We start from the raw sequence: 13,212 nt of genomic DNA, 5'->3' as shown, positions 1-13,212 counted from the left end.
TCTTCGCGCGCGGGAACCGGGTTAATCAACTGCCAGCCGCGCCTTTCGGTATCGGCTGACTTCCGTCCACCCGTGCGCCGCCAGGGCAGAGAACACGATGACACCGCCCACCAGGCTCAGTTTTGGCGGCACCTCGCCAAGGAACAGCCACACCAGGAAGGACCCGAGCACGGTCTCCAGTAGCAGCATCAGGCTGACTTCCGCCGCCGGAATATAGCGCGGACCAATCTGGATCAGAATGCAGGCGGTTGGCAGGAATACCAGGCAGAGCAGGGCGATAAAAAAGAAGTCCCGGCCCGATGGCATCTGGGCTCCGCCAAATACAGCGGCCACGACTGCCAGCGCCAGGGCACCGAACATGAGCATCACGCTCATATCGCTGTCGGGTTTGGATCGGGCCACGTTTAGGTTGGAGGCCAGGGCCGTGGCGGCGACCACTGCCATCAGCAGCCCCAGCGGGTCACCCTTGCCAAACTCGCCCACGGCCATGAAAGTGGCCCCGGTGACACACACCAGGATGACTACCCAAGTTCGCAGAGGCAGGGTTTCCTTCCACACCGCCCAGGCGATGACCGCCGCGATCACCGGCGCGGTGTTGAGGATCACCAGCACGTTGCCCGCAGCCGTGTTCTTCATGCCCACCACGAAGCCGAGGGTGCTGATGGCAAAGGCACTGGCGCAGAACAGGCCTTTACGGCCGCATTTTCGGATTTCAGGCACCAGCCGGGAACGGTAGCGGGCCCAGCTGATAACAAAGAAACTGAGGGCCAGTAAAAGCCCCCGCCAGAACAGGAACACCACCGGGTCCACGGAGGTGATTTTCACAAGCAGCGCATCCGGGACGATAAAAAGCACGCCGAGGGCGGCGATGGTCAGTCCTTTGATTCGGGTTGTCTGCAATGTGGGTTCGCCTGTTCCGCAGTGGTTTGTGGTCTAGCTTACGGGTTGTCCTGCTCTGGCAGCGGCTGGATGCTGTTGATGTCGCCGGTTGGTGTTGCAGGTTCGTCTTTGATGATAATGAAGATTGCTCCGCCAATAACCGCGATGGCAAAGATGGCTTTGAGGATTATCGATTTCGACATGCGTTCTTCCTCTCTGCGTTTTGGCTTATACCAACAGCCTATGGGCGGCAGAGGGCTATAACAACCTCAAGGCCCAGAAAACTGAGCATCCTACAAAAGTCGCTTCGACAGTATAGACGCAGTCAGCAATACTCTGGGTAAGTTTGCAGGTTGCCTGGTGCAGCAACGTTAAAAATGGAGTGTCCTCATGACTGAACAAACCGCAGATCTGGTTCACAAGTACAACGAAAATGGCATTACCACGCTCACGCTGAACCAGCCGGAGAAGAAAAACAGCCTTTCCATGGCCATGTTGGAGGCCCTGTCTGAAGAGCTTGAGACCATCGCCTCCGATACCGAAACCCGGGTTGTGGTTCTCGCGGCCCATGGCAATGTGTTCTGCGCCGGCCACGACCTTCGGGAAGTGCGGGAGCAGTTTGATAGCCATGAATTCCAGATGGCGCTGTTTAACCTGTGCAGCAAGGTGATGCAGCAGATCGTCAATCTGCCCCGGCCGGTGATTGCCCGGGTAGCCGGTGTTGCCACCGCCGCAGGCTGTCAGCTGGTGGCCAGCTGCGACCTGGCTGTAGCGGCAGACACCGCACGGTTTGCCACGCCAGGGGTGAACATCGGGCTATTCTGTTCCACGCCGATGGTGGCGCTGTCTCGCAATGTCTCGCGCAAGCACGCCATGGAAATGCTGCTGACCGGTGAAATGATTGGCGCCGTGAAGGCTGAACGCATTGGGTTGGTCAATCAGATCGTTGATGAGCAGCACCTGGACGAGATGGTCTACAAGCTGGCCCGCACCATTGCCGACAAGTCCGGGCACACTCTGAAGATTGGCAAAGAGGCTTTCTACCAGCAGCTGGAAATGCCGCTGGAAGATGCCTACGAGTACACCTCCAGGGTAATGGCCGACAACATGATGGCCAACGATGCCCAGGAAGGCATCTGCGCGTTTCTGGAGAAGCGCAAGCCGGAGTGGAAAGACAGCTAGGCTCGCTTGCAGGAATCCGCCCGGCCTATCGCGCCGGGCAGTTGTCCTTTCCCAGGTTCAGCCGGTCGCCACGCCTGATGCCATGCTCCCGGAAAAAGCCGGCGTTCATCTCTACGGCCTGGATAAAGGGCACGCCGGCGGGGTAGGTGGGGCAGCCGGAACCGCTTGCAGAGGCGCAGGGCACCATGTGGCGGATACTGCCGATGACGCCCTCGCGGTTGAGGTAGGCGATGTCCAGGGGAATCAGGGTCTTGTACATCCAGAAGCCGTGGCTGGCTTGCCTTGGCTCGCTGTATTCAAACAGCATTCCGGCGTCAGGCGCCAGAGAAGTGCGGCCCATCAATCCCTTCTGGCGCTGTTCGGAGCTACTGGCCACTTCCAGTTTTACCGGCATTGTGCCCGCCGCGGACACAAAGCAGGCCTCGATAACCGGCAGGCCTTCCTGAGGCGCGGCGATGCCTGAAGAGCACCCGTAAATCAGCGCGCTGACCGCCAGTACAAACCCGACTTTCAGCCCTCGCAAATCTCCCGATGCCGGTTTCACGAGCGCAACCGATAGCCAGTTTTGAAGATCCACCAGATGCCCACCATGCACGCGGTGAGAAAGACCAGAGTCATACCCACGCTGATGCCGACATGAACGTCTGAAACACCGTAGAACGCCCAGCGGAAGCCGCTGATCAGGTAGACCACCGGGTTGAACAGACTTACGGTCTGCCAAACGTCCGGCAGCATATCTATGGAGTAGAAAGTGCCGCCAAGGAACACCAACGGTGTGATGATCATCATCGGGACGATCTGGAGTTTCTCGAACCCATCCGCCCAGATCCCGATGATGAAGCCGAACAGGCTGAAAGTGATGGAGGTCAGCACCAGGAAGGAGAACATCCAGAACGGGTGCAGCACGTCGTAATCCACAAAGAACTTCGCAGTGGCTAGGATGATCAGCCCGAGGATCACGGATTTGGTGGCTGCGGCGCCAACGTAACCCAGAACCACTTCGACGTAAGACACCGGGGCCGAGAGAACTTCATAGATGGTGCCCGAGAACTTGGGCATGTAGATGCCAAACGAGGCGTTGGAAATGCTCTGCATCAGCAGGGACAGCATCACCAGCCCCGGGATGATGTAGGCACCGTAGGCGATGTTATCGATATCACCCATACGCGAGCCAATGGCGGAGCCGAAGACCACGAAATACAGGCAGGTGGAAATCACCGGCGAGAGTACGCTCTGCATCACCGTGCGGCGCATGCGGGCCATTTCGAATTTGTAAATTGCGCGGATACCGTAAAGGTTCATGCCTTTCTCCGTTGGGCCGGCGGGCTTACTCGTGCACCAGGCCGACAAAAATCTCTTCAAGGGAGCTTTCCCGGGTTTGCAGATCCCGGTATTCGATACCCAGATCCCCGAGTGTGCGAAGCAGCCTGGCAACGCCGGCCTGTTCCTGCTGGGAATCGAAGGTGTAGATCAGCTCGTAACCATCCTCGGACAGCTCCACCGGTTCCAGGGTGAGTTCGCCCGGCACCTTTTCGAGCTTTTGCGCAAGGTGGAGGCGCAGTTCCTTTTTGCCCAGTTTGGTCATCAACTGGGTCTTGTCCTCCACCAGGATGATTTCACCCTGCCGGATTACCCCGATCCGGTCGGCCATCTCCTCGGCTTCTTCAATGTAATGCGTGGTGAGGATGATGGTAACGCCACTTTCCCGGAGTTTGCGGACCATCTCCCACATGTCCCGACGCAGCTCCACATCCACACCCGCGGTTGGCTCATCCAGGAACAGGATCTGCGGTTCGTGGGATAGTGCCTTGGCAATCATTACCCGGCGTTTCATGCCTCCGGACAGAGACATGATGCGGTTGTTGCGCTTGTCCCAGAGGGAAAGATCTTTCAGCACCTTTTCGACATGGGACGGCTTTGGCGGCTTGCCAAACAGGCCGCGGCTAAAGGAAACGGCATCCCAGACGGTTTCGAACGAATCGGTGTTCAGTTCCTGGGGCACCAGGCCGATGGTCTCGCGGGCTTTGCGGTAGTCTTTGACAATGTCGTAGCCGGCGGCTTTTACCTCGCCCGAGGAGAGATTCACAATGCCGCAGATGATGCTGATGAGCGTGGTCTTGCCGGCGCCATTGGGGCCGAGCAGGGCGAAGATTTCGCCACGGCGGATGTCCAGGTTGATGTTCTTCAGGGCCTGAAAACCGTCACCATATACCTTGCTCAGGTGCTTAACGGAGATATCCGGCTGCACGGGCGTGTCCTGTGGTCAAAATGGGTCGAATTGAAGGCGCGGTATTTTCTCATGACTGGCGCCAGTTTAGAAACCTTTGCCTTGGCGGGAGAAAACTCCATAATGCCCGGCAGGTTTGTTCGGGGTGCCGTTATGTTACGCGCTATTGCTTTGGCAGGATTGATTCTGGGGCTTATTGCCGTTGCTGTTTTCGGCCCGGGCATGCTTGGGGGCGATGATAAAAACCAGGATACCGGGCTTTCAGATGAGAGTGCCGCCAAGGCCCGGTGTGATTTGCTGCAAGCAGGCCCATGCCGGTGGTCGGATAGTTCGGGTGATTGGGAAGTTAGCCTCAGCGAAGTGGGCGAGGGCACCCAGGGCACGGAATACCGCCTCACGGTTGTTACCCCAGAGCGCCCCGAACGTTTTCTTGCCGTTCTCCGGGGAGAGTCCATGTATATGGGCGAGTACCCGGTACCGCTGGGCAACCAGGCAGGAAACGAATACGCCGCACGCTTTACCGCACCCTTCTGTACCGTAGATGCCACTATGACGTGGCGTATTGACCTTCAGCAGGGCCAAAAGCCCTTCGAAGGCATCCCGGTAAAGCTGGTTTTTCAGGCCGAACCGCACTGAGCCAATTGGAACTGGCGGCCCGTCGGCTGACAACGGGCCGGGATTGTGTAAAATCACCATACCGCCACTATCAGGGACAACGTGATGGATTACGGAGATAGCGTTCAGAAGGTACTGCTGAGAAAAATCCGCAAAGCCGAGCAGGACCTGATTCAGCTCAAGCTGGATTACTGCCGGTTTGTGTTCGGATTGACTCACCGGGCGAAAGTGTTGTCTGGCGGCGTGACCTACGTGGTTCGTTCGGTAGATGTGGACAGCATGGCCAATACCGATGATGGCGGGTTCAGCCGGCCCGAGATTACCGGCACCCGTGCAGACGAACAGGATCATGCCGAACCCGTGGCGCTGGGCACCGACTGGGTGCTTGAAACCGCCCCAAGTCGGGCTGCTAAATAAACGCGTTAGCGGTAATGGCTTCGTAGAGACTCGATGTTGGCGGTACGTAATGGTTATACCGCCAGAATTCCGCGCCTTCCAATCCCGCCCTGAAACAGGCCAGGTAAACCGTGCTGGCCGTCAATGTCGTTATCGCCTGAACAGCCTCCGGCTGACGAATCCCGGTTTTTCGACTGGCAATCTGGGCAACGATCCCGACCAGCGCTGCAGAGTGCCGGGTGCTTTTATCACTGAGGGCACATCCGGCGCCATAGAGCCAGGCAGCGGCATAAGCCTTGACTGCTTCTGGCGCGGTTGCCAGTTCCAGGCCGTTACCACGGCAATCCCTCTCCTGAAGGCCTGCCAGGATATGCAGCCGGGTAATGAGTTCGGCACGATCCGGGGCAGCATCGACTACCGGTTTTCGCACCGCAACAGGCCACTCGGAAGTGTTTGAGGGAAGTTCGGAGTGATTCGCCTCGATTGTGTCTTTGCCGGACAAGATTTTTTGATGGCCCGCTGCCAGGGGCTCCGAGCGAACCAGGGTAATCATCCGTATAGCCAGCAGGACAAGCAGGGCCAGCAGCCCCACCTGAATTAAGAGAATCAATCCGTTAACCATCATCACCAGAACTCTGAATGTTGCAACAGGTGATCGGATTGTAACGGAATGTATCCGGCAAATACCGCTAACCCGTCGCCATTACCTGGCCTCGGATTGACTGAAATGACGGAACTGTGACGGGGATCGCAGCGATTGTGGCTAGCAGGTGGGCATGGTCTGCAGGGCCAGCTTGCGGCGAATGTAGCGGCCTAGGGCATCAATGCCGATGTTCAGCAGGGCCGTGATCAGTATCAGCACCATGGCACGATCAAAACGGATGTTCTGGATCGCGCTGTCGACATAGAAGCCCAATGTGTAGATCCCGAGAATGCCCAGAATCGCGGTCTCCCGCATGATGATCTCCCAACGATAAAAAAGGAACGCCAGGAACGACCGGTAAACCCTGGGCACCAGTTCCCAGCTGTAACGGTTAAAGCCGGTTGGCGCGTCTGGCCGCAGGCGGATGCCATTGGTCTGGCGGCCAATCAGGTGGCCGATGATTCCGCCATTGTGGAGAGCAAGCGCCACCACCGCGGGTAGCATCGACGGGCCCCAGAGCTGAAGCAGAATGTAGGCGAGGATGTATTCCGGCGTGGACCGTGCAATCACCAGGAATACATGGCCAGAAGTACGCCGAACCGCGCCGCCGAAATGGTTTGAGATCAGGGGGAAGGCGAGCAAGGTAAGTATCCCCGTGGCCACAAGCGCAATCTGGGTGAGTATCACGGTGTTCCAGATACCGGGCATCGCCTCGTTGATCATCAAATCGTTGAACCAGGGGATCAGCCCGGCAAGGCCCTCACCGTCCCGCAGAGGGCTGGGGACAATGTCTTCAGTGAAGAAACGCTCCACGTTGCCCCAGACAATGGGCAAACCCTCACCGAGAAAGAAGGGCGCTCCCAGAATATAGACGGGCAGTATTTTCGGCTTCACCCACAACGGCATGGTAGCGATCAGTACGTAAAACAGAATGAGCATGGCGCCCGCGTCGGAATAGAGACCTTGTGAAAACGAGGATTCGAGGTAGAAGCCCAGGGTCGGCAGCCCCACGAACCCGAGAATGGCGCTTGAGCGCAGGCCGCACTCGAGGCGATAGGCCGTATAGGTGCGAAGCTGCACCCAGCAGTCAGGAATTCGGGTATAGAGAAACGCTGCAATGGTGCCGGTGCCCGGAGGCAACAACCGCCCCGGCTCCGGGTCAGCTTCATCCAGGATTTCGGAATACACCTTGGCAAAAATCCCGGAATAGGGAATGGCAATTGCCAGTACGCCGGTCAGCGGGTGAAAACCGAAAAACTGGAGAAAGATCAGGGCCCAGAAAAGCTCGTGAATGGCCCGTATAAAGGCACAGAAAATTCGCACCGGCAGAAACCGGTAGACCAGTGACAACAAGAAGCCGCACACGCTTCCCAGTGCCACTCCCACAAACGCAAAGGCAACCGTTCTCAGCAGGGCGGTCATTAGCCCTTCGCTGCTGAAGAAATTCGGCGTTAAAACCCCAAGGAAGAAATTCCCGAGATCTCGCCAGGGATTGGAAGCGGTTATGGCAATGTCCGCGAACAGCAAGCCGATCAGGGCGACGGCAACAAAGATGAGACTGGTGCGGACCGTTGGGGAAGAGAGCATGGCGAGGCCGTTTCCCTAGTACAGCGACGTAATATCGGTGGCGGTCAGGCGTTTACTGGATTCATCCAGAGCCACCTGGCCGTCCTGAATGCCGACAATACGGCTGCAGTACTTCAGCGCCATCTCAACATCGTGCAGCGCAATGACACTGGTCTGGAACCGTTCTTTTAACAACTCCATCACCAGATGCGCCATGGGGCCATCCAGGGCGGAGATGGGCTCATCCGCCAATAGCACCGGGGCGTTACGATACAAGGCACGGGCAATGGCCACACGCTGGCGCTGGCCGCCTGAGAGTGAGGCCGTGGGCAACCAAAGCTTTTCTGCCATGCCCAAAGCCCTGAGCAACTCACGCACCTCGTCACGGTTTCTTGAGAACGGGCGGATCAGGGTGAGGGTGTTGTACCAGGTAGTGTGTTTATCCAGTTGGCCCATGAAGACGTTATGGAACACCGGCAGAGCGTTCACTAACCCGAGATCCTGGGGCACAAGAGACGATTCCCGGTTTACCCGCTCGTGGATCAATCGGATCAGTGTGGATTTACCCGCTCCGCTTTTGCCTACCAGGGCGACCTGTTCGCCCTGTTTAACCGTCAGCGAGAGCGGGCCGATAACCCGCTCGCCGCCAAAGGAGGCCGTCAGGCCTGAAAGATCGAACCCTGACATCAGTCCAGGATTCCAATCTCTTCCGCTGTTTTGCGAATGGGCTCGTAATCGTCGTTCGATGCGGGAATGAAACCGGAACGTGGGAAGCTTTCCAGCAACGCCTGGTCGTCCAGATTCAGCAGGGCTTCGGTAACACGCTCTTTGAAGCCATCGCCGAAACGCTCGTTGACGTCACCGCGGATGGTCCACTGGTAGTCCGGGTAGGGCGGGGTTTCCCAGATTACCTGAACGGCGTCGGTGTCGATGTTGCCGTCGGCCAGTTCTTTTTCCCAGACCTGGAAGTTCAGGGCGCCAACCTGATAGGTGCCGGCTTCAACAAGGCGCAAGGTACGTGTGTGGTTGCCGCTGAACCCTACGCGGGAGAAAAACTCCTCTGGCTGGGCACCAAACACGTCACGGATGTAAAACTCGGGCATCAGGCGCCCGGAAGTGGAACCTTTCGATCCAAAGGTGAAGGTTTTGCCTTTTAGCTCCTCTTCAAGAGCGGAGAGCTCTTCGGCGCTTTCGATTCCGGTGCTGGTATTGGCAATAAAGTAAGTCTGGAACGCTTCGTCTTCCACGCCCTGGGCAATGGCTTCGGAGCCAGGCACCAGTCGACGTGCCTGTACGCCAGACAGCCCGCCAAACCAGGCCAGTTGCACCTGGTTGTTACGGAATGCGGAGACCGCTGCGGCATAGGATTTAACCGGGATGTAGCGGACTTCTACATCCAGCTCCTGGGATAGATAATCAGCCACACCTTTGAATCGCTCGACCAGCTTGGTTTCGTCTTCATCGGGGATGGCGGTAAATACGAAGGTTTCAGCCGATGCTGTTGCCGCGGTGAAACAAAAAAGGCTGGAAAACATCAATTTCCGTATAAGATTAAGGGCCATTGGAGTTCCTTACTTTGCCAGACTGTGTGGGTTGCAATACGAGGGAAGTCAACGCTTCTCGCTGCCTTGCAGGATACCTTGATTTACGTTAACTCTGAACAGCTATACGGTTTGCGGGTTTAAACGGCTCAGGACCGAACGCTCCATTTTTCAGTAACCTGGGCCTGACCAGACACTATGCAACTCATAATGATCACGCCGGCACAGCCGGGCTCGAAAGCAGGAAACCGGGCAACGGCAGAGCGCTGGAAAGCCCTGCTGGAAGACGCAGGTCACGCTGTCGAGGTTGTTACCCAATATCACGGTGAAGCCTGTGATGCCCTCATAGCCCTGCACGCCTGGCGCAGCGTTGATGCCATACGGCGGTTTCGTGAAACCTGGCCCGAAAAGCCCCTGATCGTGGTGCTGACCGGCACGGATATCTATCACCACCAACACGAGTATCCGGCAGACACCCTCTATTCCATGGACGTGGCCGATACCCTTATCGGCCTGCACGATCTCGTAGCCGAAGACATACCTGCCGACTTGGCCGACAAGCTGGTTACCCTATACCAATCGGCGGAGGGTCCTGAGTCCTTTCCCGCGCCACGGGCCGAAGGCAATAGCGGCACGTTCGGCGCATGTGTGATTGGCCATCTGCGGGACGAAAAAGATTCGCTCCGGGCGGCCTATGCTGCGCGACTTCTTCCGGCAGACTCGCAGGTCGGGATCTTTTGCGCCGGCAAGGCGCACAACGAAGAGTGGCAACACAAAGCGGAAGCTGAGATGGCTGAGAATCCGCGTTTCCATTGGCTCGGGGAGTTGGACAAAGCCGACACCCGACAGTTGATGGCGAACAGTCAGGTGATGGTGATCAGCTCGGTAATGGAGGGCGGCGCGAACGTGGTATCCGAGGCCTGCCGGGTTGGCTTGCCGATACTGGCATCCGATATCCCGGGAAATGTTGGTTTGTTGGGCCGGGACTATGCCGGATATTTCCCCGTTGGAGACGAACAGGATCTGGCCAATCTGCTTCATCGCGCAGAGACCGATCCAGTGTTTCTCGATATCCTCAAAAAACAGGTTGGCAAGTTGGCCGGGCGTTTTCTGCCAGAAAAGGAGCAGGCATCCCTGGAGCAGGCGCTGCAGCTTGCGATGCAGCGCTGCTCAAAGAGACATTAATCCCTGAGGGAAATGGGCTCGATGGGCCCGGAATCATCCTGGGCGGTGATGCGGCCGATGATGGCTGTATGCGGATAGCCCAAAGACTTCAGCTCCCGAACACATTCCTCGGCCTTGTCTGCCGCAACGCTGGCGAGAAGCCCGCCTGCCGTTTGCGGGTCGAAGATCAGCGGGTACCGTGGATGGTTAACCCACTTTTCCTGATCCCGGATACCCCGGCGCAAACGGATGTTTGCCGGTTGCAGGGAACTGAGAATGCCCGCTGCGGCAGTCTCCTCGGCGCCAGGAAGGATGGGGATGGCCGAGAGATCCAGCTCGGCATCGACGCCCGAGGGTTTGGTCATTTCAACCAGGTGCCCGAGCAGGCCGAAGCCGGTAACGTCTGTACAGGCTTTGGAGCCGAATTTCCGGAGACAGTCCGCCGCCGCCTTGTTGGACTGAACCATTGAGGCCAGCGCAGAATCGATCCATCGGCCCTTTGCAGCCAACTTGGCGTGGGCGGCGAAGAGGGTGCCGGTGCCGATGGGCTTGGTAAGGATCAGAACGTCTCCGGCTTTCAGCCCACCCTTGCTCATGACATCTTCCGGGTCGATCAGGCCGTTCACAGCAAAGCCCAGAGCCAGTTCCTTACCCTCGCCGGTATGCCCGCCAACAAGTGCACACCCGGCTTCGTTCAGCACTTCCACAGCACCGGACATCATCTGGTAGACCACGTCCTCAACCTTGGATTCAATGCCGTAAGGCACGGTGGCAACGGCCGTGGCACTCTGCGCCTCGGCACCCATGGCAAACACATCACCCAGGCTGTGATTGGCCGCCACCTTGCCAAAGATATAAGGGTCGTCAATGAATGCACGGAAAAAGTCCACGGTGTGAACAACGGCTTTGCCCGGCGGTACTCTCAACACAGCGGCATCGTCCGGGGCATGAAGGCCGATCAGGATATCATCACGCTCGATGGGTTTGAGCTCTCCCAGGGCGCGTGAAAGAACCGTGCTGCCCACCTTGGCGCCACAACCACCACAACGCATCGCAACCGCAGAGATTGCCTGGGAAGCTTCTTCGGCATTCTGGGCCGCAGCGGTATCCGGCAGTTTGGATTCTTCCTCCATCGGAGGCAGATCAGTGAATTTCTTCATGAACCGGCGATCAATCCAGTCCTTCCAGCGCCAGACCCAGGCGCCATCAAACTGCATGTCGCCCCGGGAGGCGACCGCGTATTTATCGCCCGTGCTGATCAACGCCAGCCATTTTTTCTGGGGGTAGAAATCCTTCGGATCTTTTCCGGTCGCCAGACGCTTGAGGTTGTCGGCCAGTGGGGGACCTTGCCTTACAGCGAACACGCCCGCTTTTTCACGGGGGTGGTTAAGCACATTGGCGATGTCGCCGGCAGCAAAAATGCTGTCGTCGTTCTCCACCTGCAAGGTATCGCGTACCCGCAGGAACAGCCCGTCATCCAGCGCGAGGCCTGTGTCTTTCAACCATTCCGGACCACCGGCCCGGGTCACCCAGAGCACTTCGTCGGTTTGCAGGGTTTCACCGGATTCGGTGACCAGTAACCCTTCCTGAACCTTGCTCACCGGAGACCCCAGGTGAACCTTCACACCGCGTTCCGACAATGTCCTGCGAAAAACCTCGCGAACCTTCGGGTTATGGGTGGGAAGAATTTCGTCTGCGGCGTCAAAGAGGTGGAAGTGAAGCTGACCGGGATCTTTGCCCCGCTGCTTCAGTTCATTCTTCAGGCGGAATTGCATTGCCAGGGTGAGTTCCACCCCACCAGCGCCAGCCCCGACCACCGCAACGGTAAGAGGGCCGTCGTGGTTTTCAATACGGGAGAGCAGGGCAAGCCAACGGTTATTGAAACCGGTTATGGGTTTTACCGGCACCGCGTGGTCCGAGGCGCCTTCCACTTCATTAACCCGGGGAGACGAGCCAATGTTGATGGAAAGAATGTCGTAGGGCACATCCGGACGACCACGGCAGATAACCCGCTTCCGTTTACGGTCGATACCCATGGCTTCGGCACGATAAAACCGGGCGCCTGCGTATTCGGCCAGGCGGCTCAGATCAATGTGCACATCATCGTAGCTGTAATGGCCGGCCACGTAGCCGGGCAACATGCCGGAATAGGGGGTGTGGGTGTCGCGGCAGATGAGAGTCAGGCGCACGCCGGGAACCGGGTTCATGGCGAACCGTTTCAGTACCCCGACGTGGCTGTGCCCGCCGCCAATCAGGACAATGTCCCGTAATACAGGCTGGTCAGGCGTTCGCATTAGCTGATTTTCTTGGCTTCAGCTGTAAACTGGCTGTATCCCTTGACGTTTGAGAAGGCCTTGAGTTTTTCCTGGTCTTCCGCAGACGGGTTGGCGATCTGGTCGATGGAAGTGATGCCGGCATCCTTCATCTTCTTGGCAGTGGCAGGGCCAATGCCTTTGACCAGTGTCAGGTCGCTCTTATCCACCGGCTTGGCAGCTTTGGCAGCCGGCGCTTTCCTGGCGGCAGGCTTCTTCGCCGCTGGCTTTTTAGCAGCAGGCTTGCTGGCAGACGCTTTTGCTTTAGAGGCCGTTTTGGTGGTTTTCTTCGGAGCAGATTTCTTGGCGGCTGTGCTGGCTTCCTTGCTCACTTCATCGGTGAGCTTCTTCACTTCCTGCCCCGCCTCCTTGGAGGCCACACCCAGGCGCTCAAGAATGCTGCTCTGCAGTTCGTGGAATTCCTCAAGGCGACGTTCAAACTCTTCGTGGAAACGCTTCATCTCCCGGTCGCGAAGTTCGTCAATTTCCTTGAGCAATTTGCGCACCGGTTCCTGGACCTGATTCTGCAGGCTGTCGAACTGCTTCAGCGCATCGTTCACCAGGCCTTCGATCTGGGAGGAGGTCTTTTCGAACTCCTTGTTGACCTTTTTAACGATCTTATCAACGTTCTGTTTGGCTTTCTTCGCCATGGAATGTCTCCTTACGGGCAGGTTTCAACGAAAAATC

General features: G+C 57.6%; 15 protein-coding genes. 4 read left to right on the top strand and 11 right to left on the bottom strand.

What is annotated here, in order from left to right; all coding sequences use genetic code 11:
* Positions 1–21: 21 nt before the first annotated feature.
* Positions 22–900, bottom strand: coding sequence for a DMT family transporter (locus ACO06L_RS03600; protein WP_202347574.1), 879 nt, complete (start codon positions 898–900; stop codon positions 22–24).
* Positions 901–938: 38 nt separating this feature from the next.
* A complete protein-coding gene (locus ACO06L_RS03595; protein WP_162841257.1) occupies positions 939–1,082 on the bottom strand; it encodes a hypothetical protein in 144 nt (47 codons plus the stop codon).
* Between the two features lie 187 nt (positions 1,083–1,269).
* Here ACO06L_RS03595 and ACO06L_RS03590 point away from each other — a divergent pair, with 187 nt between their 5' ends.
* Positions 1,270–2,061, top strand: a complete 792-nt coding sequence (locus tag ACO06L_RS03590; protein ID WP_202347573.1) for an enoyl-CoA hydratase — start codon at positions 1,270–1,272, stop codon at positions 2,059–2,061.
* A gap of 25 nt (positions 2,062–2,086) precedes the next feature.
* Here the strand turns inward: ACO06L_RS03590 and ACO06L_RS03585 are convergent, their stop codons facing one another.
* Genes ACO06L_RS03585 through ACO06L_RS03575 form a run of 3 tightly spaced genes read right to left on the bottom strand, consistent with a single transcriptional unit; the run spans position 2,087 to position 4,309 of the window.
* Positions 2,087–2,605, bottom strand: coding sequence for a DUF192 domain-containing protein (locus ACO06L_RS03585; RefSeq protein WP_202347670.1), 519 nt, complete (start codon positions 2,603–2,605; stop codon positions 2,087–2,089).
* Positions 2,602–3,363 (bottom strand): ABC transporter permease, encoded by a 762-nt coding sequence (locus ACO06L_RS03580; protein ID WP_064230419.1) that lies wholly within the window; start codon positions 3,361–3,363, stop codon positions 2,602–2,604. Before ACO06L_RS03580 ends, ACO06L_RS03585 begins: the two co-directional genes overlap by 4 nt.
* A gap of 25 nt (positions 3,364–3,388) precedes the next feature.
* On the bottom strand, positions 3,389–4,309 hold the full coding sequence (locus ACO06L_RS03575) for an ABC transporter ATP-binding protein (RefSeq protein ID WP_202347572.1): 921 nt from the start codon (positions 4,307–4,309) through the stop codon (positions 3,389–3,391).
* A gap of 102 nt (positions 4,310–4,411) precedes the next feature.
* On the opposite strand from ACO06L_RS03575, the gene ACO06L_RS03570 reads away from it, so the two are divergent.
* Together ACO06L_RS03570 and ACO06L_RS03565 are read left to right on the top strand one after the other, a co-directional pair.
* A complete protein-coding gene (locus tag ACO06L_RS03570) occupies positions 4,412–4,924 on the top strand; it encodes a hypothetical protein (RefSeq protein WP_202347571.1) in 513 nt (170 codons plus the stop codon).
* A gap of 84 nt (positions 4,925–5,008) precedes the next feature.
* The gene (locus ACO06L_RS03565; RefSeq protein ID WP_104322668.1) at positions 5,009–5,320 is read left to right on the top strand and encodes a hypothetical protein; all 312 of its coding nucleotides are present in this window, start codon (positions 5,009–5,011) and stop codon (positions 5,318–5,320) included.
* Here the strand turns inward: ACO06L_RS03565 and ACO06L_RS03560 are convergent.
* From ACO06L_RS03560 to ACO06L_RS03545, 4 genes are all read right to left on the bottom strand, one after another.
* Positions 5,313–5,924, bottom strand: coding sequence for a hypothetical protein (locus tag ACO06L_RS03560; RefSeq protein ID WP_202347570.1), 612 nt, complete (start codon positions 5,922–5,924; stop codon positions 5,313–5,315). The two genes, ACO06L_RS03565 and ACO06L_RS03560, sit on opposite strands and share 8 nt — an antisense overlap.
* Positions 5,925–6,062: 138 nt before the next feature.
* Entirely contained in the window at positions 6,063–7,529 is a 1,467-nt protein-coding gene (locus ACO06L_RS03555; RefSeq protein WP_202347569.1) for a PhnE/PtxC family ABC transporter permease, read from the bottom strand.
* A 15-nt stretch (positions 7,530–7,544) separates the two neighbouring features.
* A complete protein-coding gene (locus ACO06L_RS03550) occupies positions 7,545–8,195 on the bottom strand; it encodes a phosphonate ABC transporter ATP-binding protein (protein WP_064230414.1) in 651 nt (216 codons plus the stop codon).
* Positions 8,195–9,070 (bottom strand): putative selenate ABC transporter substrate-binding protein, encoded by an 876-nt coding sequence (locus ACO06L_RS03545; protein ID WP_202347568.1) that lies wholly within the window; start codon positions 9,068–9,070, stop codon positions 8,195–8,197. Before ACO06L_RS03545 ends, ACO06L_RS03550 begins: the two co-directional genes overlap by 1 nt.
* A 177-nt stretch (positions 9,071–9,247) precedes the next feature.
* Here ACO06L_RS03545 and senB point away from each other — a divergent pair, with 177 nt between their 5' ends.
* A complete protein-coding gene (gene senB / locus ACO06L_RS03540; RefSeq protein WP_202347567.1) occupies positions 9,248–10,234 on the top strand; it encodes a selenoneine biosynthesis selenosugar synthase SenB in 987 nt (328 codons plus the stop codon).
* Here senB and selD read toward each other — a convergent pair.
* Both selD and ACO06L_RS03530 read right to left on the bottom strand, forming a co-directional pair.
* Entirely contained in the window at positions 10,231–12,507 is a 2,277-nt protein-coding gene (gene selD, locus ACO06L_RS03535) for a selenide, water dikinase SelD (protein WP_064230412.1), read from the bottom strand. The genes senB and selD overlap by 4 nt on opposite strands.
* Positions 12,507–13,175, bottom strand: a complete 669-nt coding sequence (locus tag ACO06L_RS03530; protein WP_202347566.1) for a helix-hairpin-helix domain-containing protein — start codon at positions 13,173–13,175, stop codon at positions 12,507–12,509. Before ACO06L_RS03530 ends, selD begins: the two co-directional genes overlap by 1 nt.
* Positions 13,176–13,212: the final 37 nt, after the last annotated feature.

The organism is Marinobacter sp., assembly GCF_965229985.1.
Classification (GTDB): domain Bacteria; phylum Pseudomonadota; class Gammaproteobacteria; order Pseudomonadales; family Oleiphilaceae; genus Marinobacter.
This window is presented reverse-complemented; position numbering and strand designations above follow the sequence as displayed.